This window comes from Burkholderia sp. NRF60-BP8, assembly GCF_001522585.2.
Lineage (GTDB): Bacteria > Pseudomonadota > Gammaproteobacteria > Burkholderiales > Burkholderiaceae > Burkholderia.
The window spans coordinates 1,893,228-1,919,783 of record NZ_CP013372.1 but is presented as its reverse complement, the minus strand read 5'-3'; the positions used below and the strand labels follow the sequence as shown (position 1 = coordinate 1,919,783).

At 69.6% G+C, this 26,556-nt stretch carries 26 protein-coding genes and 1 pseudogene; 15 read left to right on the top strand and 12 right to left on the bottom strand.

Features of this window, described 5'->3' with window-relative positions:
- The first annotated feature begins 68 nt into the window (after positions 1 to 68).
- Positions 69 to 203: an entericidin A/B family lipoprotein gene (locus WS54_RS08975; RefSeq protein ID WP_034204471.1), complete on the top strand. Its 135-nt coding sequence runs from the start codon at positions 69 to 71 to the stop codon at positions 201 to 203.
- Between the two features lie 94 nt (positions 204 to 297).
- On the opposite strand, the gene WS54_RS08970 is transcribed toward WS54_RS08975, so the two are convergent.
- From WS54_RS08970 to WS54_RS08960, 3 genes are all read right to left on the bottom strand, one after another.
- Positions 298 to 846: a hypothetical protein gene (locus WS54_RS08970; protein WP_034204472.1), complete on the bottom strand. Its 549-nt coding sequence runs from the start codon at positions 844 to 846 to the stop codon at positions 298 to 300.
- Between the two features lie 194 nt (positions 847 to 1,040).
- A complete protein-coding gene (locus tag WS54_RS08965; RefSeq protein ID WP_059780666.1) occupies positions 1,041 to 1,976 on the bottom strand; it encodes a DMT family transporter in 936 nt (311 codons plus the stop codon).
- Positions 1,977 to 2,158: 182 nt separating this feature from the next.
- Positions 2,159 to 2,953, bottom strand: coding sequence for an AraC family transcriptional regulator (locus WS54_RS08960; RefSeq protein WP_059780604.1), 795 nt, complete (start codon positions 2,951 to 2,953; stop codon positions 2,159 to 2,161).
- A gap of 170 nt (positions 2,954 to 3,123) precedes the next feature.
- On the opposite strand from WS54_RS08960, the gene WS54_RS08955 reads away from it, so the two are divergent.
- Both WS54_RS08955 and WS54_RS08950 read left to right on the top strand, forming a co-directional pair.
- Positions 3,124 to 3,957 (top strand): molybdenum cofactor biosynthesis F family protein, encoded by an 834-nt coding sequence (locus WS54_RS08955; RefSeq protein WP_059780665.1) that lies wholly within the window; start codon positions 3,124 to 3,126, stop codon positions 3,955 to 3,957.
- Positions 3,954 to 4,763 carry an SDR family oxidoreductase gene (locus WS54_RS08950; protein WP_059780603.1) on the top strand — a complete coding sequence of 270 codons (810 nt, stop codon included), beginning with the start codon at positions 3,954 to 3,956 and terminating at the stop codon, positions 4,761 to 4,763. The genes WS54_RS08955 and WS54_RS08950 overlap by 4 nt, the downstream gene beginning before the upstream one ends.
- A 98-nt stretch (positions 4,764 to 4,861) precedes the next feature.
- On the opposite strand, the gene WS54_RS08945 is transcribed toward WS54_RS08950, so the two are convergent.
- Complete coding sequence (locus WS54_RS08945; protein ID WP_059780602.1) at positions 4,862 to 5,539, bottom strand: dihydrodipicolinate reductase C-terminal domain-containing protein; 678 nt, start codon at positions 5,537 to 5,539, stop codon at positions 4,862 to 4,864.
- 328 nt (positions 5,540 to 5,867) lie between these two features.
- Between WS54_RS08945 and WS54_RS08940 the strand changes: the two genes are divergently transcribed.
- The 4 genes from WS54_RS08940 to creD all read left to right on the top strand — a co-directional run bounded on the left by WS54_RS08940 (position 5,868) and on the right by creD (position 10,354).
- A complete protein-coding gene (locus WS54_RS08940; protein WP_059780601.1) occupies positions 5,868 to 6,581 on the top strand; it encodes an SDR family NAD(P)-dependent oxidoreductase in 714 nt (237 codons plus the stop codon).
- A 77-nt stretch (positions 6,582 to 6,658) separates the two neighbouring features.
- Positions 6,659 to 7,384 (top strand): two-component system response regulator CreB, encoded by a 726-nt coding sequence (gene creB / locus WS54_RS08935; protein ID WP_059780600.1) that lies wholly within the window; start codon positions 6,659 to 6,661, stop codon positions 7,382 to 7,384.
- Between the two features lie 15 nt (positions 7,385 to 7,399).
- On the top strand, positions 7,400 to 8,860 hold the full coding sequence (gene creC, locus WS54_RS08930; protein WP_059780599.1) for a two-component system sensor histidine kinase CreC: 1,461 nt from the start codon (positions 7,400 to 7,402) through the stop codon (positions 8,858 to 8,860).
- A gap of 105 nt (positions 8,861 to 8,965) precedes the next feature.
- A complete protein-coding gene (gene creD / locus WS54_RS08925; protein WP_059780598.1) occupies positions 8,966 to 10,354 on the top strand; it encodes a cell envelope integrity protein CreD in 1,389 nt (462 codons plus the stop codon).
- Positions 10,355 to 10,432: 78 nt separating this feature from the next.
- Here creD and WS54_RS08920 read toward each other — a convergent pair whose 3' ends face one another.
- A complete protein-coding gene (locus WS54_RS08920; RefSeq protein ID WP_082725047.1) occupies positions 10,433 to 10,831 on the bottom strand; it encodes a RidA family protein in 399 nt (132 codons plus the stop codon).
- Between WS54_RS08920 and WS54_RS34205 the strand changes: the two are divergent.
- A pseudogene (locus tag WS54_RS34205) lies at positions 10,790 to 10,888 on the top strand (oxidoreductase-like domain-containing protein); the annotation flags it as partial. The gene WS54_RS08920 and the pseudogene WS54_RS34205 overlap by 42 nt on opposite strands.
- Before the next feature lie 87 nt (positions 10,889 to 10,975).
- Here the strand turns inward: WS54_RS34205 and WS54_RS08910 are convergent.
- Entirely contained in the window at positions 10,976 to 12,433 is a 1,458-nt protein-coding gene (locus WS54_RS08910; RefSeq protein WP_059780597.1) for an MFS transporter, read from the bottom strand.
- A gap of 146 nt (positions 12,434 to 12,579) precedes the next feature.
- Here WS54_RS08910 and WS54_RS08905 point away from each other — a divergent pair, with 146 nt between their 5' ends.
- Both WS54_RS08905 and WS54_RS08900 read left to right on the top strand, forming a co-directional pair.
- A complete protein-coding gene (locus tag WS54_RS08905) occupies positions 12,580 to 13,452 on the top strand; it encodes a LysR family transcriptional regulator (protein ID WP_059502813.1) in 873 nt (290 codons plus the stop codon).
- Positions 13,453 to 13,512: 60 nt separating this feature from the next.
- On the top strand, positions 13,513 to 13,836 hold the full coding sequence (locus tag WS54_RS08900) for a DUF7660 family protein (RefSeq protein WP_034204480.1): 324 nt from the start codon (positions 13,513 to 13,515) through the stop codon (positions 13,834 to 13,836).
- 31 nt (positions 13,837 to 13,867) lie between these two features.
- On the opposite strand, the gene WS54_RS08895 is transcribed toward WS54_RS08900, so the two are convergent.
- Positions 13,868 to 14,776 (bottom strand): LysR family transcriptional regulator, encoded by a 909-nt coding sequence (locus WS54_RS08895; RefSeq protein WP_059780596.1) that lies wholly within the window; start codon positions 14,774 to 14,776, stop codon positions 13,868 to 13,870.
- Positions 14,777 to 14,875: 99 nt separating this feature from the next.
- Between WS54_RS08895 and WS54_RS08890 the strand changes: the two genes are divergently transcribed.
- On the top strand, positions 14,876 to 15,853 hold the full coding sequence (locus WS54_RS08890) for an NAD-dependent epimerase/dehydratase family protein (RefSeq protein ID WP_059780595.1): 978 nt from the start codon (positions 14,876 to 14,878) through the stop codon (positions 15,851 to 15,853).
- Positions 15,854 to 16,204: 351 nt separating this feature from the next.
- Here the strand turns inward: WS54_RS08890 and WS54_RS08885 are convergent, their stop codons facing one another.
- The 5 genes from WS54_RS08885 to WS54_RS08865 form a co-directional block, all read right to left on the bottom strand.
- The gene (locus WS54_RS08885; RefSeq protein WP_059780594.1) at positions 16,205 to 16,906 is read right to left on the bottom strand and encodes a DUF2848 domain-containing protein; all 702 of its coding nucleotides are present in this window, start codon (positions 16,904 to 16,906) and stop codon (positions 16,205 to 16,207) included.
- 49 nt (positions 16,907 to 16,955) lie between these two features.
- Entirely contained in the window at positions 16,956 to 18,191 is a 1,236-nt protein-coding gene (locus WS54_RS08880; RefSeq protein WP_442861312.1) for an MFS transporter, read from the bottom strand.
- Between the two features lie 141 nt (positions 18,192 to 18,332).
- Positions 18,333 to 19,022 carry a DUF4286 family protein gene (locus WS54_RS08875; protein WP_059780593.1) on the bottom strand — a complete coding sequence of 230 codons (690 nt, stop codon included), beginning with the start codon at positions 19,020 to 19,022 and terminating at the stop codon, positions 18,333 to 18,335.
- Between the two features lie 99 nt (positions 19,023 to 19,121).
- Positions 19,122 to 20,159: a LysR family transcriptional regulator gene (locus WS54_RS08870; protein WP_059780592.1), complete on the bottom strand. Its 1,038-nt coding sequence runs from the start codon at positions 20,157 to 20,159 to the stop codon at positions 19,122 to 19,124.
- Positions 20,160 to 20,259: 100 nt separating this feature from the next.
- Positions 20,260 to 21,051 carry an SDR family NAD(P)-dependent oxidoreductase gene (locus WS54_RS08865; protein ID WP_034204487.1) on the bottom strand — a complete coding sequence of 264 codons (792 nt, stop codon included), beginning with the start codon at positions 21,049 to 21,051 and terminating at the stop codon, positions 20,260 to 20,262.
- 412 nt (positions 21,052 to 21,463) lie between these two features.
- Here WS54_RS08865 and ypfJ point away from each other — a divergent pair, with 412 nt between their 5' ends.
- The 4 genes from ypfJ (at position 21,464) to WS54_RS08845 (ending at position 26,351) form a co-directional block, all read left to right on the top strand.
- Complete coding sequence (gene ypfJ / locus WS54_RS08860; protein ID WP_034204488.1) at positions 21,464 to 22,342, top strand: KPN_02809 family neutral zinc metallopeptidase; 879 nt, start codon at positions 21,464 to 21,466, stop codon at positions 22,340 to 22,342.
- Between the two features lie 164 nt (positions 22,343 to 22,506).
- Positions 22,507 to 23,235, top strand: coding sequence for a helix-turn-helix transcriptional regulator (locus WS54_RS08855; protein WP_034204489.1), 729 nt, complete (start codon positions 22,507 to 22,509; stop codon positions 23,233 to 23,235).
- A gap of 214 nt (positions 23,236 to 23,449) precedes the next feature.
- Positions 23,450 to 24,952, top strand: a complete 1,503-nt coding sequence (locus WS54_RS08850) for an aldehyde dehydrogenase family protein (RefSeq protein WP_059780591.1) — start codon at positions 23,450 to 23,452, stop codon at positions 24,950 to 24,952.
- A gap of 58 nt (positions 24,953 to 25,010) precedes the next feature.
- On the top strand, positions 25,011 to 26,351 hold the full coding sequence (locus WS54_RS08845; protein WP_059502710.1) for an aspartate aminotransferase family protein: 1,341 nt from the start codon (positions 25,011 to 25,013) through the stop codon (positions 26,349 to 26,351).
- The last annotated feature ends 205 nt before the right edge of the window (positions 26,352 to 26,556 follow it).

Here is a 26,556-nt window from a genome sequence, read left to right as displayed (position 1 = left end):
CAGCGTGCCGGGCGCCACGCCACAAACGATTCGCCCGGTCGGGCTTGTTGATTCGAAGGAGAATGAGAATGACGCGTACGATTGCTGCAATGCTGCTGGTGGTGACCGCCGCGCTCGCCGGTTGCAACACGGTCGCAGGCATGGGCCAGGATATTTCGAAGGGTGGCCAGGCGATCAGCGATTCGGCCGAAAAGGCGAAGTAAGCCGATCGGTTCCGGAATGCAGAAGGCGCCGGGCCTTTCCGCGATGGCGGGAAGGCCTGGCGCCTTTTTTTGCGCCCGACGCGACGTCGTGGCGTCAGGCGCGTTCCACGAACGCGTAGCGGCCTTCGACCTTGCGCGGCGTGAACCAGCCGTAGTCGGGGAACAACCGGTTGCGGACGAACCACACGTAACCGACGAGCACGGCCGTGATCGCGAGGCTCGGCAGCGCGGACGACGGATCGCGCCCGAGATCGGCGACGGTCTTCGGCATCTGCAGCAGCGACAGCAGGATGAACGCGTGATACGCACCGACACGATGGGTCGCGAAGCCCCAGATGAACAGCAGCGACAGCGGGACGGTCAACGCAAGGAAGACGGTGACGAGGACGCCGCCGGCGCCGGACGCGAAGAAGTAGTACGCAAGCATCAGGCTGATGACCAACTGGGCGACGCCGAGGCCGATCAGGATCCGGATGTGCACCTTGTTCTTGCGGCAGCGTTCGGGATCCGGGCGCGACGCGATCAACTGCGCGAGCACGCGATCCTTGAGCCCCTGTCCGGACAGTTCGGCCAGCGCGTCGGCCTTCCTCGTTCCCGCGGATAGCAGCACCGCGATTCTTGTTTTGGCTTCCTTCCTGTTCATTGCGTGGGGATTGTCGTTCGATGGTTGTCAAAGGGCCCGGCCACGCGAATATTGCATCTTGCGCAGTCGCGCGCAACGGTTTTGCGGTGCGCGGACACATTCCTACAGGCGCCGGCCGTGTCGCGCGAAGGCGGGATCGACCGGCGACGCGACGGGAGGGCCGCCGCCGTTTCCGCGGGCGCGATGAACGCGAGTCAGTCGGTGGCGGTCCGCGCGGCGAGCGTCGTGCGTGATTCTTCGACGGGCCGCTCGCGCCGTCGCGTCGCGCCGACGAGCATGCCGGCGACGACGAGCGCGATGCCCGCGACGCGCGTGCCGGTCAGCGTTTCGCCGAACAGGACGACCGCGAACAGCACGGCCGAAACCGGCGCGACCGCCGTGAAGAGGGCCGCTTCGGTGCCGCTCGTGCGCGCCGAGCCCGCATACCAGCACAGGTAGCCGAGCACGGTCGGAATCAACGCGTAGTACGCGATCGCCGACACCGCGCCGACGGTCCAGCCGCTCGTCAGCGCATGCCATTCGAACGCGGCCGGCACGAGTGCGAGCACGAAGCCGAGGCCCGACATCGCGGTGGAAAGCGCGAGCGGCGGCAACGGCGCGGCGAGCCGCCGGTTGAGCAGGATGAAGACCGCTTCGCATGCGACGGCCGCCAGCACCAGCGCATCGCCGGCAAGCGTCTGGAGCGACGGCATCGCGTGGCCCGGCGCGAACGTGACGAACAGCACGCCGGCCGTGGCGAGCGCGGCGGCCAGCCAGTCGCGCGGCGTCTGCCGCTCGCGCAGCACGACGGCCGCGATCAGCGTCGACATCGCCGGCAGCGTGCCGAGCATCACGCCCGCATCGAGCGGCGACGACAGCTTCGTGCCGCTGATCAGCAGCACCGTGTAGCCGACGCCGCCCGCCGCGGCCTGGATCACGAGCAGCACGGCGTCGCGTGCGCAAATGCGCGGCCAGCGCATGCGCTGCGCGTGCATCAGCGCGAGCAGCAGCGGGGTCGCGATCAGGAAGCGCAGCGCGGTGGCCGTGAACGGCGGCAGGCCGCCGGCCGCGAGACGGCTCGCGATGACGGTGCTGCCGACGCCTGCCATCGCGGCGGCGAGATAGAGATAGCCGATCAGTCGTGTCTTCATGTGCCGCATCGTCGCGCACCGGCTAGCGCGCGTCTTGAACGAAATTGCAGCAAGGGGAGGCGTCGAATGCGGTGCGCCGTCGACATGGACGGACGCAATCGGTCGCGGCCGCCGTCGAGGCGGCAATCGCCTGCGAATGCAGGGCGCTCGACGGCCTCGAACTGCGCGGACGACAGCGCGACTCAGCCCGCCTGTGTGAACCGCCCCGGCGTGATCCCGAACTGGCGCGCGAACGCGCGCGTCAGGTGGCTCTGATCCGCAAAGCCGGCCTCGGCCGCGGCATCGGCGATCGGCAGGCCGCCGGCCAGCAGCGCACGTGCGAGCCGCGTGCGCTGCTGAACCAGATAGGCATGCGGCGTGATGCCGAGCTCGCGCGCGAAGCCGCGCAGCAACTGGAAGCGGCTGACGCCGCTCAGGTCGGCCAGCTCGGCGAGCGACACGGGCGCGCCCGGCGCTGCGTCGAGCCGCTCGCGGGCGACGCGGACCGCCGGCGCGACGCCCGCCGCCGGCAGCGTGCGGTTGGCATGCCGGGCGAGCAAACCGGCGACGAGCATCACGAGCGCTTCGTCGCGGGCCAGCGGCTGGGTTTCGCCTGCGACGATGCGCGCATGCAGCCGGCCGACCGCGGCGGCGAGCCGCGCGTCGCGCACGGCCGGGTGCGCAAGCTCGACGCCGCCGAGGCCTTCTTCCGCCGCGACGCCCTCGACCAGCGCGGGGGCGAGGTACAGCATCCGCCAGCGCCGGCCGGCGCCGGCCTCGAGCGGCGAGCCGTCGTGCATCTCGCCGGGGTTGACCATGATCGCGTCGCCGGCCAGCGCGTCGACTTGCCCGCGGCTGCTCCACGACCGGTGCGCACCGCTGACGATCACGCCGACCCCGAATTCGTCGTGCGCGTGGCGCGGAAACGCGCGATCGGATTCGAGGCTGATTGCCTCGATGCCTTCATCGCTGCGTCGGTAATGGATGACACGGTGCATGTGCGCTCCTCGCGCCGGTCGCGGCGCGGATCACGTGCACTCTAGCGCGTTCCGGCGCCGCGCGCCCTTCATCCTTTTGGCGGATACCGCGCGGCGCACGCCGCCCGCACCATGTGCGCATGAGCAGCGTACACGGCCCGCCGGGCCTGAAGCTGCGCGGGAGACGGCAGGTGGAACGACAGGATCCGGTATTCATTCAGGTGGGCGCACTGGCGGACGGCTTCGCGCCGGAAGCGAACGTCCTCGCACCCGTCGACGCGCTCGTCGGGCGGACGCTGGCGCTCGGCGACGCAGCGGGCGTGTGGCGCGTCCATACGTTCGAGCCGGGCGCGCTGCAGTGGCGCGATCCGGCGACCGATACGGGCGGCCGCGCGCCGTGCCGCGTGACGCGGCTGCGCGACGGCCTGTACTTCGTCGACTACATCGATGCCACCGCTCGCGCGACATCGGTGAGTCTCGTGATCGATCTCGACACCGGCGTGTGGACGGCGGTCGTCGGGACCCTGCCGACGGAAGCCGACACGCGCATCGATGCGTTCACGCGCGTCGCGCGCGGGCTGCCGTTGACGGCCGTCGATGCGCAATTCCGGCACGGCACGCTCGGCGGCCACGCTCGGCCGGGGCCGCTGCATGCGCCCACGCGCGAGCTGATCGGCAAGCGGACGATGTACCGCTACAGCCCGACCGAATGCTACGAGCACATCTATCTGAACGAGAATTTCTACGCGTGGCAGTGCCTGCAGGGCGTCGAACGCGGGCTGGCCGACGTCGACCGCTGTCATTACTTCAGGATCGCGGACGAGCTGTATCTGTTCGTGTGGCGCGAAAAGGTGGTGCCGACGCTCGGCGTCGTGCTGATCGATCTCGCGCAGCGCAAGACCGACGGCAAGATCTTCGGCTATCAGGGCGGCGATTTCGGCACGCTGTCGAATTTCCCGATCGGCGCTTACGCGCAGGTGCTGAACGAAACCGTGCACCCGCTCGGCGGCGAGGGGCAGCGATGACTGCCGTGCCGGGCAGCGGCCGCGTGCGTGCAGATTTCAGCGGGCGTGTCGTGCTCGTCACGGGCGCCGCACAAGGGATCGGCGCGGCGATCGCCCGCCGCTTCGCGGAATCCGACGCGTTCGTCGCGCTCGCCGACCTGAACGGCGACGCGGCAGCCGCGCAGGCCGACGCGCTGGCCGGTACGGGCGGCACGGCACGCGCGTATCGGGTCGATGCCGCGCGCCGGGATGAACTGGCTGCGCTCGTGGCGGCGGTCGAGCGCGATGGCGGCCGGCTCGATGTCGTCGTCCACAATGCCGCGTATTTTCCGTTGACGCCGTTCGCACGGATCGACGAACCGACGCTCGAGCGCACGCTGTCGGTCAACCTGTCGGCGCTGTTCTGGCTCGCGCAGGCCGCGTTGCCGGCGTTCGAGCGCGCAGGGGCCGGGCGGCTGCTCGTCACGTCGTCGGTGACGGGGCCGCGCGTCGCCTATCCGGGGCTTGCGCATTACGCGGCGTCGAAGGCCGGCGTGAACGGCTTCATTCGGGCGGCGGCGCTGGAGCTGGCGCGCCGCAACGTGACGGTCAACGGCGTCGAACCGGGAATGATCCGCACGCCGGCGGCCGGCAATCTCGGCGACGCGTCGGTCGCGGCGCAAATCGCGCGCGACATTCCGCTGGCACGGATGGGCGAGCCCGAGGACATCGCGAATGCGATGCTGTTTCTCGCATCGGCCGACGCTTCGTACATCACCGGGCAAACGATCGTCGTCGACGGCGGGGCGACCTTGCCGGAGAGCGGGGCGGTGCTGGGGGACGGGTAGCGGTGGGCCGGCGAGGCGGCGGTTGCGGCGAGGCCGCGCCGGCGTCGGCGTGCGGCCCGCGCGATGCGGGGCCGTGCCTGCCGCTGCCTCCGCCGCGACTACAGCCAGCCGTTGCGGATGAATTCGACGATCGAATAGCGACGTTGCTCGAGCTCGTGCTGCCGGACGGCCTCGACGATGCGCGATACGCCGTCCGCATAGGGCGTCGCACCGGATACGCGCGATTCGAACTGCAGGCTGCATGTGCCGTCGTCGATGCGTATCCGGTGAACCGCATGGCGGCCGAGCTGATCGTCGGGGATGCCGAATTCGCTGCGCTGCACGGCCGGGTCGCGCACGGAGCGGATGGCGGCCGGCTGCACGCCAAGTGCCTGGGCGATGCCGACGGCCGTGCCGGGGACGGACGTCTTGCCGGCCTGATGCGACTCGGTCACGCTGATTGCGCAGTCGCGAAACAGGTGGCCGCTGGTTTCCAGCATGCTCATGAACTTGAGCATCAGGATGTTCGTGTTCGGACACAGCACGACCGGAAAGCCGTACGTCCCGGTTTCGAGGTCGGAGCCGGTCGACAACTCGACGAGCGGCGACGCCGTGGCCTGGCAGAACGCGATCGCCACGGCGAGTTCGCGGCCGGAGCCGGCATGGACGACGATCGACCGGGCGTCGGTCCGCGTGCTGTCCGACCACGGCATCACGCGACAGGTGGCCGGGTCGAGCTGGTGCGAGCCGAGCAGCTCGTGGGCGAGCTTGCCGGTTCCGATGACGAGTACTTGCATGGGATTGACGGGTTGAGGTTCGGGATGCGAGAGCCGGCGGCGACACGGGCCGTCGGGCAGGCCGGCCCGGCTGTCGTGCCGCGCGCCGCGCGTGGCGGGCATCGCGCATTATGCCCGGCCGTCCGACTGCGCGCTTGTCGGGTTTCGCCGGCGATGCACGGGCTTGCGATCCGTCTCGCGATGCCGCAGCCGGCCGGTGCCCGATAATCACGGCGAAACGACGGCCCAACCGTATCGCTGCACCCTCGTCGCCGGGCGCACGAACGCGTGAACGGCGCTACGCTGTCGGCATTTGATCCAATCACCCTCGATCCGGGAGAACACATCGATGGAACACGACCTGAAAGGCAAGGCAGTCGCGATCACCGGCGGCTTCGGTCATCTGGGCATCGCGACGGCCGCGTGGCTCGGCGAGCGCGGCGCACGCGTCGCGCTGATCGGCCGCGGCGCGGCCCCGGCGGCGCAGGCGCTGCCCGGCGTGCCGGCCGATGCGCTGCGCATCGGCGGCATCGATCTCGTCGATCCGCAGGCCGCCGTGCAGGCGCTCGAAACGGTCAACCGCGAATTCGGCCGCGTCGACGCGCTGCTGAACATCGCCGGTGCATTCACGTGGCAGACGATCGCCGACGGCGACGCCGCCACGTGGGACCGCATGTACGAACTGAACGTGAAGACGGCGCTGAACGCGTCGAAGGCCGCGCTGCCGTACCTGGCGGCGAGCCGGGCCGGCCGCATCGTCAACATCGGCGCGGGCGCGGCATTCAAGGCCGGCGTGGGGATGGGCGCGTATGCGGCCGCGAAGGCGGGTGTCGCGCGGCTCACCGAGGCGCTGGCGGCGGAACTGCTCGATCGCGGCGTGACCGTGAACGCGCTGCTGCCGAGCATCATCGACACGCCGCCGAACCGCAAGGACATGCCCGACGCCGACTTCTCGCGCTGGGTGCGACCCGAACAGCTCGCGGCGACGATCGGATTCCTGCTGTCGGACGATGCGCAGGCGATCACCGGTGCGTCGATTCCGGTGAGCGGGCGCGTCGCGTAGCGCGCGGGGGAGGGGGCTCGCCAACGCCGGCCGTGCGTACAATGTCGCACCGGATTGCGCGACCCGACCCCGAGACCATGACTCAGCCCACCATTCTGATCGTCGAAGACGAACAGGCGATCGCGGACACGATCGTCTACGCCCTCGGCACCGACGGCATGCAGACCGTTCACTGCACGCTCGGGCAGGCGGCGCTCGACCGCCTGCGCGACACGCGTGTCGATCTCGTGGTGCTCGACGTCGGTCTGCCGGACCTCAGCGGCTTCGAGGTATGCCGGCGGCTGCGCACGTTCACCGATATTCCGGTGATTTTCCTGACCGCGCGGCACGACGAGATCGACCGGATCGTCGGGCTCGAGATCGGTGCCGACGATTACGTCGTCAAGCCGTTTTCGCCGCGCGAGCTGGCCGCGCGGGTGCGCGTGATCCTGCGCCGCTTCCACCGGGCGGCCACGCCGGAACCGGCGCCCGCATCTGCATCCGTATCCGCATCGGCGCATGTGTCTGCACCGGTCGCCACCGGCTTCGCGCTCGACGCCGACGGTGCGCGCGTGTCGTGGCTTGGCCACGCGCTGGACCTCACGCGCTACGAATTCGGGCTGCTGGCGCTGCTGGTCCGGCATCCGGGGCGCATCTATTCGCGCGAACAATTGATGGATCTCGTGTGGCACGAGGCGCTCGATTCGACCGACCGCACGGTCGACACGCACGTCAAGACGCTGCGCGCGAAGCTGCGTGCGATCGATCCCGAGCGCGACCCGATCCGCACGCATCGCGGGATGGGTTATTCGCTGCAACCGTAACGACCGGCACCGCCCATGCATATCGGCCTGCGCATCTTCTTCGGCTTTTTCCTGATCGTCGGCCTGGCCGCGCTGATCACGCTGCGCGTGTTCGTGCAGGAGGTGAAGCCCGGCGTGCGCGAAGCGATGGAGGACACGCTCGTCGATACCGCGCAGGTGCTGGCGACACTGGCCGCCGACGACATGGCGAACGGCCATATCGCCGACGGTGCGTTCGCACGGCAGCTCGGGAAACTGCACGAGCGCCCGGTCAGCGCGAACGTGTGGGGCATCCAGAAGAACGCGATCGGCTACCGTCTCTACATTACCGACGCACACGGCATCGTGCGCTACGACTCGGCCGGCCGCGCGGTCGGGCAGGACTATTCGCGCTGGAACGACGTGTACCGGACGCTGCGCGGCGAATACGGCGCGCGCAGCACGCGCAGCGATCCGAACGACGACAGCAGCACCGTGATGCACGTGGCGGCGCCGATCCGGCGCGGCAACGAGATCATCGGCGTGCTGACGATCGCGAAGCCGAACCAGACGGTCGCGCCGTTCATCGCGCGCAGCCAGCGCAAGATCATGCTGTACGGCGCGTTGCTGATGGGCGGCGCGATCCTGATCGGCGCCGCGTGCACGTGGTGGCTGGTGCTCGGGTTGCGGCGCCTGCAGCGCTATGCGCGGGCGATCGCGGCCGGCGAGCGCGCGTCGATGCCGCTGCAGGGCGCGAACGAGCTGGCCGAGCTCGGACGCGCGGTGGAAAGCATGCATCAGCGGCTGGAAGACCGGCAGTACGTCGAAACCTACATCCACACGCTCACGCACGAGATGAAAAGCCCGCTGGCCGCGATCAGCGGCGCGGCCGAGCTGTTGCAGGAGGACATGCCGGTCGCGAACCGCAGGCGTTTCACCGAGAACATCCGCCGTCAGGCCGGCCGCCTCGAACAGATGATCCGCAAGCTGCTCGCGCTGGCCGAGGTCGAGCAGAAGCAGCGCCTGTCGGTGCACGAGCCGGTCGCGCTGCAACCGGTGCTCGAGCAGCTCGTCGACGATATCGAGCCGCGCGCGCGGCAGCGCGGCGTGAGCCTGCGCATCGATGCGAACGATACGGCCGACGGGGGCGGTGCGGCGGTCGTCGACGGCGATCCGTTCCTGCTGCGGCAGGCGCTCGGCAACCTGCTCGACAACGCGCTGGATTTCGCGCCGCAAGGCAGCACGATCCGGATCGCGCTCGAGCGGCAGCCGGCGGGCCGAGCGCACGTCGCGGTCGTGCGCGTCGCGGACGACGGTCCGGGCGTGCCCGACTATGCGCTGTCGCGCGTGTTCGAACGTTTCTATTCGCTGCCGCGCCCGGACGGGCAGGATCGCAGCACGGGCCTGGGGCTGTGCTTCGTCCGCGAAGTCGCGATGCTTCACCGTGGCCAGGTCGCGCTCGCGAACCGCGCGGAAGGCGGCGCGTGCGCGACGCTCACGTTGCCGTCGGCGGGCTGACCGCGCGCTTCACACCCGCCACACATTCGCTTCACGCCGGCTTCAATCGCGCTTCACCGGGGCCGCTCATGCTGGCCGTACCTTCCACTCCGGTACATGCCAGCAATGAATCGAGTCCTGTTGTTCAAGTCCATGATTACCGCGCTTCTCGCGCTGGCGATCCTGATCCCGCTGCAGATGGTCCAGAGCATCGTGCGGGAACGCGCCGACTATCGGCAAAGCGCGCTGCAGAGTATCTGGGCGAGCTATGCGGGGCCGCAGACGGTGACGGGGCCGGTGCTCGTCGTCCATTACACGGAAGTCACGCGCGTGAGCGAAGACGTGCGCGCCGGCGGTAAGGCGAAAACCACCCTGAAAAGCGAGGAGAAACGGCTGCTCGTGTTCCCGAAGACGCTGAACGTCGACGGCACGCTGTCGGTCAGCGTGCGCTATCGCGGCATTCACAAGGCGCTCGTGTACGGGCTCGACAGCCGGATGACGGGCACGCTGCCGCTGCCGGACCTGAAGAAGCTGCCGCAAACCGACGGCCACGTGAGCTTCAAGGTCGACGACGCCTATGTCGCGCTCGGCATTGGCGACCTTCGCGGGCTGAAGGCGCAGCCCGATCTGCGCGTCGGCGGCAAGCGGATCGACGTGGAGCAGGGCACGCGGCTCGACGGCCTGCGCCAGGGCGTGCATGCGAACGTCGATCTCACGGCGCTGGCGGACGCAAACGCCGGGGCGACGGTCGTGCCGTTCAGCATCGGCCTGCCGCTAGCGGGCGCCGAATCGGTCGCGTTCGCGCCGGTGGGCGACCAGAACGACTTTTCGCTGAAATCGACGTGGCCGCATCCGAGCTTCGGCGGCGAATTCCTGCCGGCGGAGCGCACGATCGATGCGCGCGGCTTCGTCAGTAACTGGCACGTGACGTCGTTCAACACGAAGGCGCGCGAGCAGGTGGCGTCCGGCAACGGCGACGGCGGGATCGAGATGGCGTCGGTATCGGTGATCGAACCCGTGAACGTCTATCTGCAGGCCGAGCGCGCGACGAAGTACGGCGCGCTGTTCGTGATGCTCACGTTCGCGAGCTTCTTCATGTACGAGCTCGTGAAGCGGCTGCGCATTCACCCGATCCAGTACACGCTGGTCGGCCTGTCGCTCGCGCTGTTCTTCCTGCTGCTGCTGAGCTTGTCCGAGCACATTGCGTTCGGCTATGCGTATCTCGCGGCGAGCGGCGCATGCATCGGGCTGCTCGGCTTCTACCTGTCGTTCGTGCTGCACAGCGTGAGGCGCGGCGCGACGTTCGCCGCGCTGCTCGCGATGTTGTACGCGGCGCTCTACGGGCTGCTGCTGTCGGAGGACAATGCGCTGATACTCGGTTCGCTGCTGCTGTTCGCGATTCTCGCCGGCATCATGACGCTCACGCGCCGCGTCGACTGGTATTCGCTCGGCGCCGCGTGGCAGCCGCTGGCCGACAAGCCTGGGGCGGTGAAGCCGGGCGCGCCGGCGAAATAAGCGAGCGGGTTCCGCGCAAGCGCGCGCCGGTTGGAAATGCCGCGACCGGCGCGCGACTTCATGTGGGGCCGGCGTCTTTCACGCGGCCGTCTCGGGACGACGAAACCGCGCGAGCAGAATCTCGGCGATGGCCGCGATCTCGATCAGCAGGTCAGGATGGTAGAGACGCTCGACCTGGACGGTCGTCGTCACCGGATAAGGTTCGGCGAAGTAGGTCCCGCGGATGTCGCCGGTCTGCATGAACGTATCGATGTCGGTGGCGTAATGGACGAGCGAGATCACGTCGCGCATCTGCCCGCCCAGTGCGGCCAGCACGTCGCGGATGTTGTCGAGCGTTTGCCGAACCAAGCTTCCGGAGATCCGTCCGTCGACGATCCCCGTCCGACCCCGCCTATCCAACCCGAACTGGAAGACTGCTGCAACAGCGGCTGCTCGCCGTGCGTCTTCGACCTGTACGACGAGGCGCTCGCGCGCTATCGCGTCGAGCTGGCCGAATGGGAGGCGCGGCAGGCGCAACGCGAGCCTCACCGATGAGCCGGAGGCCGGCGCATCGCCGCGCCGCGCATGCGCCGCGTTCGTTTTACGCGCCTCGACGGTACGGATTCCGTCGCGTGTCAGCGGTCACGCATCCGCATGCAGCCGCCGATGCAGCGGCCCGAGCGCCATCGACAGCGCAATGCAGACCAGCAACACGACCGTCAGCGTGAACATCGACGTCCTGAACCCCTGCACGTAATCGAGCGCGGCCGGATGCACGCCGAGCCGCGCGAAGAACACGCCGCCGATCGTCGCGGCGCCGACCGCTGCGCCGATCTGCAGCATCGCGCTGACCATCCCCGACGCGACACCCGCGCGGGCCGCATCGACTTCCGCGAGCACGATCCGCACGACCGACGGCAGCACGAGCCCTTGCCCGATGCCGATCGCCGCGATGCCCGCATAGAAGCCGGGGCCCGGCGCGCCGTCGCGGGCGAGCGCGGCGGCGCTCGCGACGCCGGCCGCGAGCATCGCGAAGCCGAGCGTGAGCACACGATAGCCGCCGAAGCGGGCGACGAGGCGCGGCATCAGCAGCGGGCTCGCGAGGAAGCCGAGCCCGAGCGGCAGGATCGCGAACCCGGACGCGAGCGGCGACCAGTTCAGGCAGCCCTGCAGATAGATCCCGTAGCTCAGGAAGAACGCGCTCAGCATGTAGAACAGGAACGCGAGCAGCAGCCCGAGCGCGACGACCGGGTTGCGGAACAGACGCACGTCGAGCAGCGGATCGTGGCCGCGCGCGAGCCGGCGCGCTTCGACCGTCAGCAGCGCGCCCAGCATCGGCAGCGCGCCGACGCCGCACGCGATCATCCACAGCGGCCAGCCGGCTTCGCGGCCGTGCGTGAGCGGGTACACGAGCATCAGCAGGAACAGCGACATCAGCACCGTGCCCGGCACGTCGATGCGCTGGCCGCGCGGCGCGCGGTTTTCCGGGATGAAGCGCCAACTGCCGATCAGCGCCAGGATGCCGATCGGCAGATTGACGAGGAAGATCGCACGCCAGCCGAGCCCGAACGGATGCAGGCTGATCAGTGCACCGCCGCCGAGCTGGCCGATCACGGCCGCGAGGCCGAACGCGAACCCGTAGAAGCCCATCACGCGCACCTGCTCCTGCGGGCTGAACACGCTGCGGATCGTCGCGAGCACCTGCGGCGCGAGGATCGCGGCGAACAGGCCCTGCAGCACGCGGCCGCCGACGAGCACCGTGCCGTTGCCGGCGAGCCCGCACAGCGTCGACGCGAGCACGAAGCCGGCCATGCCGATCATGAACATGCGTTTGCGTCCGTAAAGGTCGCCGAGGCGCCCGCCGGTGATCTGGACGACCGCGTTCGCGCACGCATAGGCCGACACGACGAGTTGCAACTCGGCCTGACGTGCGCCGATGCCGTCGCGAATGGCCGGGAGCGCGAGGTTCACGATGAAGTAGTCGAGCGGCGGCAGAATGGCGCCGACCAGCAGGACCACGAGCGCCCAGCCGTGGTGGCTGCGCAGCGTCGCGGCAGCCGCGCCGGCCGGCGCGCAGGGGGCAAGGGTGTTGTTGGTCATGGAAGCAGAATCCGAAAAAATGAGGGCCCGATGGATGAGGGACCCAGGCAGGCCATTGCCCCATTATTCTGAGCATCGGTCATGGTTCGGAAAAGCGGGAAAGAGTGGTAGCATCCATCTGGTTAATCGATGGATAAGGAATGACGATGCGCGGTTTCGATCTGGATCAGTTACGCACTTTCGCGGCGGTCGCGGATGCCGGCAGCCTGACCGCCGCCGCGCCGCTGCTGCACCTGTCGCAATCGACGGTCAGCGAGCAGGTGCGCAAGCTCGAATCGCGCGCCGGCGTGCCGTTGTTCGTGCGCAGCAAGCGCGGCGTCGAGCCGACGCCGGCCGGCTCGCGGCTGCTGCAGCACGCGCGACGCATCGTCGCGTTGAACGAGGCCGCGTTCGACGAGTTGCGCGGGCAGGCGATCAAGGGCGAACTGCGTGTCGCGATCACCGACTATTACCGCACGAATGAAGTGGCGGGCATGCTGGCGCGGCTGCGCGAGTGCTACCCGCAGTTGAGCCTGCACGTGAGCGCGATGAAGAGCGCGGATATCGAAGCGGCGCACGCGCGCGGGCAGATCGACCTCGGCGTCGTGATGAACATGTCGAGCGGGCCGTTCCGGCCGGCGTCGGCCGACACGCGTTGGGTGCTGCGGCGCGAACCGCTGTCGTGGGTCGCATCGCCCGCGCTCGCCGAACAGTTGCCCGAACCGCTGCCGCTGGTGCTGCTGCCGGACGACTGCATGATGCATCAGGTCGCCGTGCGTTCGCTCGACGAACGACACACGCCGTACGTGCTCGTGCACAGCGCGTCGGGTGTCGCGGGCTTGCAGTCGATGCTCGCGGCGGGGCTCGGGGTCGGCTGCCTGTGCGCGTCGGCGATCGGCGACGGCCTGATGCGGCTCGGCACGAAATACCGGCTGCCGCCTTTGCCCGACGCGGTGTTTTCGCTGACGCCGCCGTTGCCGGGCGAGCGCGAGACCGTCACCCAGGCGCGCGAGGTGCTGTCGCGTCAGCTGCTGATGTAACACCATGCCGCGCATCGCGCGGCGGCGCGTCACCGACGGGCGCGCCAGGGGGCTACGGGCATGAACGACGACGAACTGAAGAACCAGATGGCCGCGAAGCTGCAGCATGCGCTGGAGCGCGTGGTCGACGAGCGCTCGCTGGTCCACTTCCTGCGGGTGCTCGGCCATGACTGGCGCACGGAGCGGCAGCTCGAGGCCGATGCGCCGCTGTCGCCGTATGCCCATGCGGCGCTCGGCTGGGAAAACCGTTCGATCGGCGAATACCTGGAGGCGATGATCGACTGGGCCGAGGCGTCGGAAGAGGGGCTGGGCTGCTACGACATGCCCGAGAACCCGTGGCGGCGCATCGCCGACATCCTGTTCGCCGGGAAAACCCACGAATGACGCGGCTCGCGCGATTCACGCACGCCGCTTTCTACTCGGCGACTTCATCGGCCGCGGACGCATACGCACGCAACCCATTGGCCAGTGCATCGAACACGGCCCGGCAGCGCGGGCTCGTCCGCAGGTCTTCGTGCATCACGACCCAGGTTTCCAGCCGCATCGCGGGCCCGCCCGGCAGCACGCGCACGAGCCGCGCGTCGCGTTTCGCGAGCGCCGTCTGGCAGAAGCCGATCCCGTAGCCGGCACGGATCATCGCGAGCTGCGCGAGATTGCTGTCGGTGCGCAGCGCGAACGCGTCGCGCTTCCACATCGGCATTGCGCGCCCCGCGGAACGAATGAACGGCGTGACCGTATCGAAGCCGATCAGCGCGTGATGCGCGAGCGCGTCGATCGTCGCGGGCGCGCCGTGGTGCGCCAGGTAATCGTCGCGCGCGTACAGCCCGACCTCGATTTCGCCGACGCGCCGCGCGACGAGCGCGTCCTGCGCGGGCGGCGCCATCCGGACCGCGATATCGGCCTCGCGCTTCAGCACGTCCTGGATGCGGTCGGTCGGCACCAGCTCGATCACGAGCCCCGGATGGTCGCGTCGCAATTGCGCGAGCATCGGCGGCAGCACCTCGACGGCGATCACGTCGCTGGCCGAGATCCGCACGATGCCGCGCACGCCCGCGCCGTGGCTGGCCGCCGCACGCTCGAACGCGGCCGCCGCGCTGCGCAGCGCCTCCGCATGGCCGCGCAGCGCGAGCGCGGCCTCGGTCGGCAGCAGGCCCGACGGCGAGCGCGTGAACAACGTCTGGCCGAACGCCGCTTCGAGCGCCGCGACATGGCGGCCGGCCGTCGGCTGCGTGATGCCGAGCGCGCGCGCCGCGCCGGACAGCGAGCCTTCCGTCAGCACCGCAAGGAAGGTGCGGTAGCGTTCCCAGTTCAGATCGGTAGTCATGCATAAATGTATAGCCGATCTGTTGGGTTAGGCAATTCCTTGATAGCCGGCGGCGCGCCAGAATGCGTGTCGTGATGGTTCCATTCAAGGGGAGCGGCAATGGCGAAGAACGCAGGCGGGACGCAACGGCTGGCACTCGTGCTCGGCGCGAGCGGCGGAATCGGCGGGGAAGTCGCGCGGCAGTTGCGCGATGCGGGCTGGCAGGTGCGTGCGCTCAAGCGCGGGCTCGATGCCGAGGTCGTGGCGCGCGACGGCATCGCGTGGGTGCGCGGCGACGCGCTGGATCGCGATGCGGTGGTGCGCGCCGCACGCGGCTGCAGCGTGATCGTGCATGCGGTGAACCCGCCCGGATACCGGAACTGGGCTACGCAGGTGTTGCCGATGGTCGACAACACGATCGCGGCGGCCCGGGCCGCGCAGGCAACCGTCGTGCTGCCGGGCACGGTCTACAACTTCGGCGCCGATGCGTTTCCGGTGCTGCGGGAAGATGCGCCGCAGCATCCGGCGACCCGCAAGGGCGCGATCCGCGTCGAGCTGGAGCGGCGGCTGCAGGACGCCAGCGCGCACGGCGTGCGGGCAATCGTCGTGCGCGCCGGCGATTTCTTCGGGCCGCAGCTCGGCAACAGCTGGTTTTCCCAGGGGTTGGTCAAGCCGGGGCGGCCCGTCGCGACCGTCCGCGTGCCGAGCCGCGGCGTCGGCCATCAGTGGGCGTATGTGCCCGACGTGGCCCGCGTGATGGTCGAGTTGATCGAGCGGCGCGAGACGCTGGAGCCGTTCGCGCGATTTCATCTGGGCGGGCATTGGGACGAAGACGGCATGCAGATGGCGCTGGCCGTGCAACGCGTCGCGCAGCGGCACGGCATGCGGCCGGCGCTGCGCGATTTCCCGTGGTGGCTCGTGTGGGCAGCCGCGCCGTTCGTCACGACGCTGCGCGAATTGCTCGAGATGCGTTACCTGTGGCGCGAACCGATCCGGATGGACAACGCGCGCGTGACCGCGGTGCTCGGCCGCGAGCCGGTGACGCCGCTCGATACCGCGGTGGAGGCGACGCTGGCGGGGCTCGGGTGTCTCGGGTGAGCACGGGCGGGCAGCCCGGGCTGCGCCCGTGCACGGCAACGCGTCACGGCGAACCCGAGAACGCCCGGGACCACAATTCTCCACATACCCGCGTGCGTCCGATGCGCATCATGTCGATCGACACAGATCGGGCGGAAACGGGGGCGCGATGCGGTATTTCGGATGGAAAATGTCGGTTGCGGGGGCAATCGTGTTCACACTGAGCGGGTGTGCGAACCTGGCCGGTGTGCTGTACTGCGACAACTCGCAGTTCAACTTCCCGGACTACCACTGCTTCGAGTCGTACAGGTAGGAACGGGCGCGACGGCTGAAAGCCGTCGTGCCCGTGTTCCATGCGCTTTCCGCTCGCCGTTACGCGACGACCGGCAACACCTCGACCGCATACCGGTGTCGCAAGCTGCGTCGGAGCACCGGATCGTGCAACTCCATCTCGAATGCATCGCCGTCGTCCATCGCCGCGATCGCGCCGTGCACGGCGACCGTGCCCCCGTACATCGCGCAGCGTGCGGGCATCGTGCGGCGATCGTCGAACCGCTGCCACAGCGCGTCGGGCGCGAGCAGGCCGCTGACCGCGCCGTGCTGGTACGCCACCCGTTCGCCATCGCGCGCAATCAGCCACGAACGCATCTCGAGCGTATCCCAGTGATCGGCGACATCCGCATAACGCCACGCGTCGCGGCCGAGCGGCTTCGCGCACACCTGCTTCGACACGGCGACGCCGTACGCTTCGACTTCGCGATCCGTGTGATCGGAGCCGACCGTGACCAGCGTGCCGGCCGGGCTGTCGACCAGCACGCATTCGATTTCGCCGCCCGAGCGTGCGCCGAGCACGCCGATCGACGGCGCCTGCGTGAGCAGCGCGGACGACACGCGATAGAAGCACGGCGTGGTCGACGGCGGTGCGACGCCGAGCGCCGCGAGTTCGTCGATGTGCGCGCGGATCGCGGCCGGGTCGCGTCCGGCCCAGCCGGCGATCACGACGCGTTCGACGTCGGCGGCGACGGCGGCCGGCGTGCGTTGCGGGGAAATCACGTTGAACGACAGGGTTGGCATGCGGCTATCCGTTTGAAGTGCGAAGGAGTGAATCGGGGAGCGGCTGCGTTCAATCCTCGAGCGGCCGGTGCGCGGTCTCGCGCGCGGCGACGAGTGCGATCGACGTGACGACGAGCGCGGCGGTGACGTACAGCGACACGGCCGTCGTCGTGCCCGTCTGCCGGAACAGCGCGGCGATCACGAGCGGCGCGAAGCCGCCGCCGACGATGCCGGCGAGCGTGTACGCGAGCGACGCGCCCGCATAGCGCACGCGCGTCGGGAACTGTTCGGTCACGAACGCGCCTTGCGGGCCGTACATCACCGCATGGATCACGAGGCCGATCGCGACGGCCGCGACGATCGCCGCGGGGCGCGCCGAATCGAGCAGCGCGAAGAACGCGAACGCCCAGACGATGCCGGCAAGCGCGCCGGCGAGATACACGGGCCGACGGCCGAAACGGTCCGACAATGCGCCGAAGAACGGCACCGAGAGCGCGTTGCAGGCCGTGCCGATCATCACGGCCGTCAGCGCCACGGGGCGCGACAGGTGCAGCACGGTCGTCACGTAGGTCAGCGTGAACACGACGATCAGCGCATACAGCACGTCCGAGCCGATCCGCGAGCCGCCCGCGATCAGCAGGCGCTTCCAGTGGTACTTCAGCACGTCGGCGACGGGCACGTCGGCGGTCGCGTGCGATTCGGCGAGCTGCTCGAACTGCGGCGTTTCGTCGACGCCGCGCCGCAGCCAGAAGCCGAACACGACGAGCAGCGCGCTGGCCGCGAACGGCAGGCGCCAGCCCCACGACAGGAACGCGTCGGACGTGGTGGACAGTGTGACCAGCGCGATGCAGCCGGTGCCGAGCAGCGTGCCGAACGACGGGCCGATCTGTGTCCACGACGCGGACAGCCCGCGCCGTTTCTGGTCGCCGTGCTCGACCGACAGCAGCACCGCGCCGGCCCATTCGCCGCCGAGCGCGACGCCCTGCACGAAACGCAGCGCGACGAGCAGGATCGGGCTCAGGATGCCGGCCTGCGCATAGGTCGGCAGCGCGCCCATCAGCGCGGTCGTCACGCCCATCAGCACGAGCGTGAGCATCAGCACCGCGCGGCGGCCGATGCGGTCGCCGAGGTTGCCGAACACGAAGCCGCCGAGCGGGCGCGACACGTAGCCGACCGCATAGGTCGAGAACGCGAGGATCGTGCCGGCCAGCGGATCGACCGACGGAAAGAACAGATGGTTGAAAACGAGCGCGGCGAGCGTGTTGTAGATCGTGAAGTCGTACCACTCGAGCGACGTGCCGATCATGCTCGCGGTCGCGAGTCGGCTGTTGCGGACACGGCGGGGCGCGTGGGCGGCGGGCTGGACGAGAGTGCTCATGGTATCGGGCAGGTCGTGACGGATGACGGGATGAAGCGCGGGGCCGGCGTGGGCGTCGGCGTCGAGCGTTCAGGCAGGCAGGGCGGCAGCGGCGGCCGGGTCGGCTGCGGTGTCGCGTCGTCGCGCAGGCAGCGGCGCGGCGGCGCGCCACAGCAGGTCGAAGGTGCGCACGTCGTCGTGCCCGGCGAGCGTTGCAGCCACGCGACGCGTGGCCGCCGCGTCGCTGCCTTCGATCAGCACGAGCGCATCGGCGGCCGGACGGGCGGCCGACGCGGCGCCGATCGGCGCGGACAGGTCCGGCGACGTGCGGAAGAGGCGTGCGGCATGGATGCCCGGTTCGTGCAGCGCGGCGTCGAAGCGCGCGCGCAGGTGCGGCACGTCGATGCGGTCCGGCGGCAGCACGAACAGCGCGAGATGCGCGCCTTCGCCGTCGCCGGCCTCGATCGTCAGCTCGCCGACGCGCCGCTGCGTGCCCGTCATGCGCTCGAAGTTCGCCAGCGACCACGCGGTCTGCTGCGTGAACGCGCGCCGGTATGCGTCGCCGCGGAACACGTCGAGCGCGTCGGTCACGTACAGCGCGAGGTATCGGCGCGGGCCGCCGTCGGTCGCGCGAAACCGCCGCGCATGCGTGAAGCCGGGAATCGCGACACGCTCCTGCATGTGCTCGCGGTCGTACCACGCGTTGAAATCGGCTTCGTGCGCGGGGTCGATATCCGTCCAGACGCAAAGCTGGCCGTGCGGAAGGGAAAGGCGGGTCATCGCGGGGTGCCTCGTGACGGTGGTGTCGGGAACCCCAGTGTCCCGAAGACGGGCCGCGCCCGTCCAACAAGAAAACAAATTCGCGGTGAACAGGTTTTCTTATGAGCGGCGCGGGCGGCGTTTCGCGGCAGGTATGGCAGGCGAGGCGGCCTTCGCCGTGCGCTTCGTTTTCGCCGACGTGCTCGTCGTCGTCCCGGTTGCGTTGCGCGTGGGCGCTGCGTCGACGCGATCGGAGGCGGCCGGCTTCGCGAGGTTCGCGGCGGCCGCCGTCGGGCGCGCGACTTCGCTCGCGAGTTCCGCGATGCGCGCGGCGACCGGCAGCCCCTGGCTGCGGTACGTCGCGACGAGCGGTAGCGCCGGGAACTCGGGCTCGACGTCGAGCAGTTCGAGCGTGCCTTCGTGCAGTTCGCGCCCGATGATCGCGGGCGGCAGCGCGGCCACGCCGAAGCCGTCCGCGACGAGGCGGATCATCGCGGCGACCGACGTGATGCAGTTGATGCTGGCCGGCCGTTCGACGGCTGCGAACAGCCGCTCGATCGTCGCGTGCGGCCCCGAGTGGCGCGAGAAGCTGATGATCGGAAACCCGGCCAGACGCGCGACGTCGAGCGGCTGGCCGCCGAGCCCGAGGCGCGGGCTCGCGGCCCAGCGCACCGGGAATTCGCACAGCGGCAGGTTCGTGAAGTCCGGCCCCGGCACCGGGTCGGTCTGCAGAATCAGGTCGACGCCGTCGGTGCTGAGCAGGCGGACCAGGTGCAACGTCGTGTCGCTCGTGATCTCGACGTCGAGGCGCGGATAGCGCTCGCGCAGCTGCGCCATCAGCGCGGGGAACCAGCTGTGCACGATCGATTCGATCACGCCGATCCGGATCAGGCCCGCATCGCTCGCCGCGTCGATGTCGCGCCGCATTTCGCCGTCGAGCCGCACGATCCGCTCCGCGTAGGCCAGCATGCGCCGGCCCGCGGGCGTGAGCGTGGCCGAGCGCGTGTTGCGGTCGAACAGGCGCACGTCGAACGCCTCCTCGAGCGATGCGATGCGGCTCGACACGGCGGCCTGCGTCGTGTGCAGTTTCTCGGCCGTGAGCCGGAAGTTTTCCAGCTTCGCGAGCCAGACGAAGGTTTCCAGAAACCGGATGTTCATCGCATTCCGAACGGTGTGGCGGTGCCGCGCCAGGCGGCGGATCGGGACGATGTTAATGGATTCGGGTGCGGGCCGGCGCGTGCGACGCCTTCCGGTGGCGTCAAAGCCGGTCGAACGCGAGCGTCGGCACGTCGACGCTCGTCGCGCCGCCGTCCGCGACGAGCGTCGCGCCGGTCACGAACGATGCGTCCGGCGACGCCAGGAAGGCGCAGACGGCCGCGATCTCGTCGGCGTCGGCCGCGCGCCGCAGCGGCACGTCGGCGCTGACGCGGGCATACGCAGCGTCGAGCGAATCGCCGTGCGCGGCCATCAGCGGCGCCATTTCCGCATCGGCCATCGGCGTGCGGACCCAGCCGGGGCAGACGGCGTTCGCCCGCACGCCGTACGGGCCGTAGTCGCGTGCGAGCGATCGCGCCAGCCCGAGCAGCGCGTGCTTGCCGACCGTGTAGCCGCATACGCCGGGCCCGGCCGCGAGCGCCGCGATCGACGCGACCAGCACGATATTGCCGCGCTGCGCGATCAGGTCGGGCAGGCACGCGCGCGCGCTGACGAATGCTGTGTCGAGGTTCGCGCGCATCGCGTCGCACCACTGCGCGTCGTCGGTTTCGTCCGCGCGGCCGATGCCGTGGCCGCCCGCGCATGCGACGAGCGCATCGACGCGGCCGAAGCGTTCCGCGATGCGCGGCAGGAAGCCGGCCCAGTCGGCGGTGCCGGCGGCGTCGCCCGCTAGCGCGAGGCCGCCCGTTTCGGCAGCCAGCGCGTCGAGCGGCGCGTGGCGGCGCCCGATCAGCACGACGCGGTCGCCGCGACGGGCGAAGCGGCGCGCGCACGCGGCGCCGATGCCGGTGCCTGCGCCGGTGATCGCGATCGTACGGGGGGGCGGGTGCGTCATGTCGTTCTCCGGAAAAGGGGGCGTTCCGGCCACTTTATGCGGCGCGGGCGCACACCGGTATCCGCCGAAAGGATGAATGCCGGCCGTCCGGTCGTCCGTCTGGCTGGGCGCGGCGGCCGTCGCGCATTTTGCAAAGGCTGACGATGTTTGCCGTCGAATCGTTCTATCCTCCACATTTTTGAGATAAGTCGCGAAAGCCCGGCAAAATAGCGCGGGCGGATGCACGCAACGGCGCGCGGCGCGTCGGCCTGCCGATTCCGTCGTACGAATCGGGCGGCAGGCGGGATCGGCGCGAGCGGGCGTCCGATGCGCAGGCAGCGCGTCCGCCGACGGCTCGTGTCGCCACGGCGTATCGCCCGGTTGCGCGTTCGCGCGGCCGGACCATCGACAAAAGAACAGGGAGGGGCCGGCAATGAGGCTGGACGACGAAAGAGAAAGCGTCAACGTCGAGGATCGACGCGGCGCCGGCGGATTCGGCGGCGGACGCGCGACGATCGGCATCGGCACGATCGTGGTCGCGCTCGCCGCATCGTATTTCTTCGGCATCGACCCGCGCGTCGTGCTCGAAGGCGCGTCGGCGCTGCAGGGCCGCCAGCAGCAGGCGCAGCCCGCGCCGACCCAGCGCCAGGGCGCGCCGGCCAACGATCCCGGCGCGGTGTTCACGCGCAAGGTGCTCGGCAATATCGAACGCACGTGGACGGATGTGTTCAACACGCAGCTGCACGCGCAGTACGAACCGCCGAAGCTCGTGATGTTCACGAACTCGACGCCGACCGCGTGCGGCACCGGCCAGACCGCGATGGGGCCGTTCTATTGCCCCGGCGACCGCAACGTGTATATCGATCTCGGCTTCTACGACGAGCTGCGCAAGCGTTTCGGCGCGGGCGGCGATTTCGCGCAGGCCTATGTGATCGCGCACGAAGTCGGTCATCACGTGCAGAACCTGCTCGGCATCGCCGACAAGGTCGACGCCGCGCGCCGGCGGTCGAGCCAGGCGCGCGCGAATGCGCTGTCGGTGCGCATGGAGCTGCAGGCCGACTGCTTTGCCGGCGTGTGGGCGAACAACGCGCAGCGCGCGAACCAGCGGCTGATGGAGCCGGGCGATTTCGAGCAGGGGCTGAAGGCCGCCGCGGCGATCGGCGACGACCGGCTGCAGCAGCAAGGGCAGGGCTACGTCGTGCCCGAAAGCTTCACGCACGGCACCAGCGAGCAGCGCGTGTACTGGCTGCGGCGCGGGATGGAGTCGGGCGAGGTGAGCGCCTGCGACACGTTCGCCGCGAACGCACGCTGAAACGACGCGCGTGCCCCGTCGCGCGCCGATATCGTCCCGGTAGAACCGGCCGCCGCGGCCGGGGCCGGGACGATTTGCCGATTTGTGCTCACCGGCACTTTTCGGCGCCGGTAGGCTGGGCCGGACTTCGAGATTCGATGCATCCGCCCGCCGGCCGATTCCCCATGCCCGTCTTGTCCGTTCCCGCCGACCACGCTCCCGCCGACTGGCAACGCGCGCTGCGCGCGTGCGTGGAGGCGTTCGACGCGTTCGCGAGCCCGTCGGCGATCGTGTTCTACCGGCTCGACCAGAGCGGCGAGCCGGCCGATTTCGAGCTGTTCGGGATGCCGGAATCGATGCATCGCACCTACGTCGCCCGCTACCGGATGCTCGATCCGCTCCATCCGTCGCGCTGCGCGGCGGGCGAATGCGCGGTCGTCACGCTCGCGTCCCAACTGCCCGACGAGCGACGTGATGCGTCCGCGTACTGGACCCGTTTTCTGCGGCGCCACGACGTGGCCGACGTCGTCGAGATCTGGCTGCGCGACGCGGGCCGGACGGTCGGCGCGTTCTCGTTGCTGCGCTTCGGCATCGGCGACTCGAACGGCAACGGCAGCGCCGGCCGGTTCGCACCGGGCGAGATCGATGCGCTCGCGCGGCTGCAGCCGGTCGCCGAAGCCGCGCTGAGCCCGCTGCTGCGCGCGCGGCGCGGCATCCATCGGATCGGCTGCGAAGAACGCCTGACCTACCGCGAGGAGCAGATCGCGCGGCTCGTGCGCGACGGCCGCTCGAACAAGGAGATCGCGCGCGATCTCGCGCTCGGGCAACCGACGATCAAGACACACCTGATGCGCATGTACCGCAAGCTCGGCGTATCGAACCGCACGGAGCTGGTCGGGGCGTTGTTCCTGTAATCGCTCCGCACGCGGCAGGCCTGCCGCGGCGATATCGAGCCGGGTCACCGCCTCGCTCCGCCCGTGCGTCACCGCGGGGTTCGAACCCGCCTTCCCGGCGTCCCACGCGCTGCCAATTTGCGCTCACCGGGCGCGATTCCCCGTCGATACAGTGGTCCGACGCCCGCGTGCCGCACCGGCACGCGGTCCAGCCACGACCATCAACGAGACGCCCATGAGCAACACGAACTTCGTCGCCGTCAGCGACACCGTGCGCATTTTCGTCGCGCGCGATTTCGGCCTCTTCATCGACGGTGCAATGCAGCCCGCGCACGCGGCCGCGCGGCTCGACGTGTACGACCCGGCCACGGGCGAGCGGCTCGCGACCGTCGCCGATGCGGACGCGCACGACGTCGACCGCGCGGTCGCGAGCGCGAAACACGCATTCGACGCGCGCGTGTGGAGCGGGCTGCGGCCGGCAGACCGCGAACGCATCCTGCTGAAACTCGCGGACCTGATCGAAGCCGATGCCGAAACGCTCGCGCAGCTCGAAACGCTGAACCAGGGCAAGTCGATTCACGTGTCGCGCGCGATCGAGGTCGGCGCGAGCGTCGAATACGTGCGCTACATGGCCGGCTGGGCGACCAAGATCACCGGCCAGACGCTCGACGTGTCGATCCCGTTCCCGCCCGGCGCGCGCTATACGGCCTATACGCGCAAGGAGCCCGTGGGCGTGGTCGCCGCGATCGTGCCGTGGAATTTCCCGCTGATGATCGCGGTGTGGAAGCTGATTCCCGCGCTCGCGGCCGGCTGCACGATCGTGCTGAAGCCGTCGCCGGAAACGCCGCTCACCGCGCTGCGCCTGGCCGAGCTCGCGCTCGACGCCGGCGTGCCGCCCGGTGTGTTCAATGTCGTCACGGGCGGGCGCGTCTGCGGCGCGGCGCTCGCGAGCCATCCGTCGATCGCGAAGATCTCGTTCACCGGGTCGACCGCGACCGGCAAGCTGGTCGGCGCGGCGGCCGTGCAGAACATGACGCGCTTCTCGCTCGAACTCGGCGGCAAGAACCCGATCGTGATGCTCGACGACGTCGACGTCGCGCAGGCGCTCGACGGGGTGGCCGCCGGCGCATTCTTCAACCAGGGGCAGGTATGCGCGGCCGCGTCGCGCATCTACGTGCATCGCAGCAAGTTCGCGCCGCTCGCGGAGGGCCTCGCGGGCGTCGCGCGGTCGATGAAGCTCGGCGCGGGCCTCGACATCACCGCGCAGATCAACCCGCTGGTCTCCGCGCACCATCGCGACAAGGTCGTCGAGCACATCGAAGGCGCGCGCCGCGCGGGTCTCACGTTCCTCGCGGGCGGCACGCCGGCCGACGATCTGCCCGGCTATTACGTGAAGCCGGCCGTGATCGCCGATCCGCATCCGGACAGCGCGATCGTGCGCGACGAGGTCTTCGGCCCGGTGATCGTCGTCGTGCCGTTCGACGACGCGGCCGACGCGGTGCGCCTCGCGAACGCGTCGCCGTACGGCCTCGCCGCGAGCATCTGGAGCAACGACCTGACACGCGTGATGAACCTGGTGCCGCGGATCGAGGCCGGCACCGTGTGGGTGAACTGCCATATCCCGCTCGATCCGTCGATGCCGTTCGGCGGCTACAAGCAATCGGGCATCGGCCGCGAATTCGGTCAGTACGCGATCGAAGGCTTCACCGAAACCAAATCCGTCTGCATCGCGCACTGAACGCGCGGCGCTCGAACCCGAACGAACCGATTCAACCGATCCGACCATGGAGACTGCAATGAGCTACAACGAAGCGAAGTTCTGGCATCCGATGCTGCACCCGAACGAAATGAAACAGCGCAAGCCGATCCGTATCGTGCGCGGCGACGGCTGCTACGTGTTCGACGAGGAGGGGCGCAAGCTCGTCGACGGCGTCGCGGGCCTGTGGAACGTGAACGTCGGCCACAACCGCCAGGAAGTGAAGGACGCGATCGTGCGTCAGCTCGACGAGCTCGAATACTTCCAGCTGTTCGACGGCATTTCGCATCCGCGGGCCGAGGAGCTGTCGAAGAAGCTGATCGACATGCTCGAACCGGAAGGGATGCGCCGCGTGCTGTACAGCTCGGGCGGCTCCGATTCGATCGAGACCGCGCTGAAGATCGCCCGCCAGTACTGGAAGGTGCGCGGCCAGGCCGATCGCACGAAGTTCATTTCGCTGAAGCAGGGTTATCACGGCACGCATTTCGGCGGCGCGTCGGTGAACGGCAACACGGTGTTCCGCCGCAACTACGAACCGAACCTGCCCGGCTGCTTCCACGTCGAGACGCCGTGGCCGTACCGCAACCCGTTCACGCAGGACCCGGACGAACTCGGCCGGATCTGCGCGGAAATGCTCGAGCGCGAGATCCAGTTCCAGAGCCCGGACACCGTCGCCGCGTTCATCGCGGAGCCGATCCAGGGCGCGGGCGGCGTGATCGTGCCGCCGGCCAATTACTGGCCGCTGGTGCGCGAGGTGTGCGACCGCTACGGCGTGCTGCTGATCGCCGACGAAGTCGTGACGGGCTTCGGCCGCAGCGGCAGCCTGTTCGGCAGCCGCGGCTGGGGCGTGCGCCCGGACATCATGTGTCTCGCGAAGGGGATTTCGTCGGGCTACGTGCCGCTCGGCGCGACGGTCGTGAACGCGCGGATCGAGGACGCGTTCGCCGCGAATGCCGATTTCGGGGGAGCGATCATGCACGGCTACACGTACGCCGGCCACCCGGTCGCATGCGCGGCCGCGATCGCGAGCCTCGACATCGTCGTGAAGGAAGACCTGCCGGCGAACGCGGCGAAGCAGGGCGCGTATCTGCTCGAAGCGCTGCAGCCGTTCGCGGAGCGCTTCGCGGCGGTCGGCGAGGCGCGCGGCAAGGGGCTGATGCTCGCGCTCGATCTCGTCGCGAACAAGGACACGCGCGAGCCGATCGATCCGCTGTCGGGCTATGCGAACGCGGTCGCGGAAGTCGCGCGCGAGAACGGCGTGCTGGTGCGTCCGGTCGGCACGAAGATCATCCTGTCGCCGCCGCTCGTGATCCAGCGCGAACAGCTCGACCGGATCGTCGATGCGCTCGCGGCCGGCTTCGAGGCCGTACCGTTCGCATGACGGCGTGACCGCATGGCGGCAAACCCGCGGCGGAGGGTAAACGCCATCGCGGGTTTGCCGATTTGCGCTATGACCGGATTATTTTGCCTGCGTATTTTTTCGACATCGGATCACGCTGTGATCGACAGGGCCCGGGTCTCGTCGTGCTGAAGCACCGCCCGGGGCCAACCGCAGAGCATCCGGCCCCGGCCGCCGACGAAGCGCC

What these genes read in the sequence shown, in the direction of transcription:
- WS54_RS08895 (WP_059780596.1), bottom strand. Translation starts at nt 14,776, where the DNA reads ATGACTACCGATCTGAACTGGGAACGCTACCGCACCTTCCTTGCGGTG.
- WS54_RS08865 (WP_034204487.1), bottom strand. Translation starts at nt 21,051, where the DNA reads ATGACGCACCCGCCCCCCCGTACGATCGCGATCACCGGCGCAGGCACC.
- WS54_RS08845 (WP_059502710.1), top strand. Translation starts at nt 25,011, where the DNA reads ATGAGCTACAACGAAGCGAAGTTCTGGCATCCGATGCTGCACCCGAAC.
- WS54_RS08975 (WP_034204471.1), top strand. Translation starts at nt 69, where the DNA reads ATGACGCGTACGATTGCTGCAATGCTGCTGGTGGTGACCGCCGCGCTC.
- WS54_RS08880 (WP_442861312.1), bottom strand. Translation starts at nt 18,191, where the DNA reads ATGATCGGCACGTCGCTCGAGTGGTACGACTTCACGATCTACAACACG.
- creB (WP_059780600.1), top strand. Translation starts at nt 6,659, where the DNA reads ATGACTCAGCCCACCATTCTGATCGTCGAAGACGAACAGGCGATCGCG.
- WS54_RS08850 (WP_059780591.1), top strand. Translation starts at nt 23,450, where the DNA reads ATGAGCAACACGAACTTCGTCGCCGTCAGCGACACCGTGCGCATTTTC.
- WS54_RS08875 (WP_059780593.1), bottom strand. Translation starts at nt 19,022, where the DNA reads ATGACCCGCCTTTCCCTTCCGCACGGCCAGCTTTGCGTCTGGACGGAT.
- creC (WP_059780599.1), top strand. Translation starts at nt 7,400, where the DNA reads ATGCATATCGGCCTGCGCATCTTCTTCGGCTTTTTCCTGATCGTCGGC.
- WS54_RS08900 (WP_034204480.1), top strand. Translation starts at nt 13,513, where the DNA reads ATGAACGACGACGAACTGAAGAACCAGATGGCCGCGAAGCTGCAGCAT.
- creD (WP_059780598.1), top strand. Translation starts at nt 8,966, where the DNA reads ATGAATCGAGTCCTGTTGTTCAAGTCCATGATTACCGCGCTTCTCGCG.
- ypfJ (WP_034204488.1), top strand. Translation starts at nt 21,464, where the DNA reads ATGAGGCTGGACGACGAAAGAGAAAGCGTCAACGTCGAGGATCGACGC.
- WS54_RS08970 (WP_034204472.1), bottom strand. Translation starts at nt 846, where the DNA reads ATGAACAGGAAGGAAGCCAAAACAAGAATCGCGGTGCTGCTATCCGCG.
- WS54_RS08890 (WP_059780595.1), top strand. Translation starts at nt 14,876, where the DNA reads ATGGCGAAGAACGCAGGCGGGACGCAACGGCTGGCACTCGTGCTCGGC.
- WS54_RS08960 (WP_059780604.1), bottom strand. Translation starts at nt 2,953, where the DNA reads ATGCACCGTGTCATCCATTACCGACGCAGCGATGAAGGCATCGAGGCA.
- WS54_RS08855 (WP_034204489.1), top strand. Translation starts at nt 22,507, where the DNA reads ATGCCCGTCTTGTCCGTTCCCGCCGACCACGCTCCCGCCGACTGGCAA.
- WS54_RS08945 (WP_059780602.1), bottom strand. Translation starts at nt 5,539, where the DNA reads ATGCAAGTACTCGTCATCGGAACCGGCAAGCTCGCCCACGAGCTGCTC.
- WS54_RS08950 (WP_059780603.1), top strand. Translation starts at nt 3,954, where the DNA reads ATGACTGCCGTGCCGGGCAGCGGCCGCGTGCGTGCAGATTTCAGCGGG.
- WS54_RS08940 (WP_059780601.1), top strand. Translation starts at nt 5,868, where the DNA reads ATGGAACACGACCTGAAAGGCAAGGCAGTCGCGATCACCGGCGGCTTC.
- WS54_RS08910 (WP_059780597.1), bottom strand. Translation starts at nt 12,433, where the DNA reads ATGACCAACAACACCCTTGCCCCCTGCGCGCCGGCCGGCGCGGCTGCC.
- WS54_RS08885 (WP_059780594.1), bottom strand. Translation starts at nt 16,906, where the DNA reads ATGCCAACCCTGTCGTTCAACGTGATTTCCCCGCAACGCACGCCGGCC.
- WS54_RS08905 (WP_059502813.1), top strand. Translation starts at nt 12,580, where the DNA reads ATGCGCGGTTTCGATCTGGATCAGTTACGCACTTTCGCGGCGGTCGCG.
- WS54_RS08870 (WP_059780592.1), bottom strand. Translation starts at nt 20,159, where the DNA reads ATGAACATCCGGTTTCTGGAAACCTTCGTCTGGCTCGCGAAGCTGGAA.
- WS54_RS08965 (WP_059780666.1), bottom strand. Translation starts at nt 1,976, where the DNA reads ATGAAGACACGACTGATCGGCTATCTCTATCTCGCCGCCGCGATGGCA.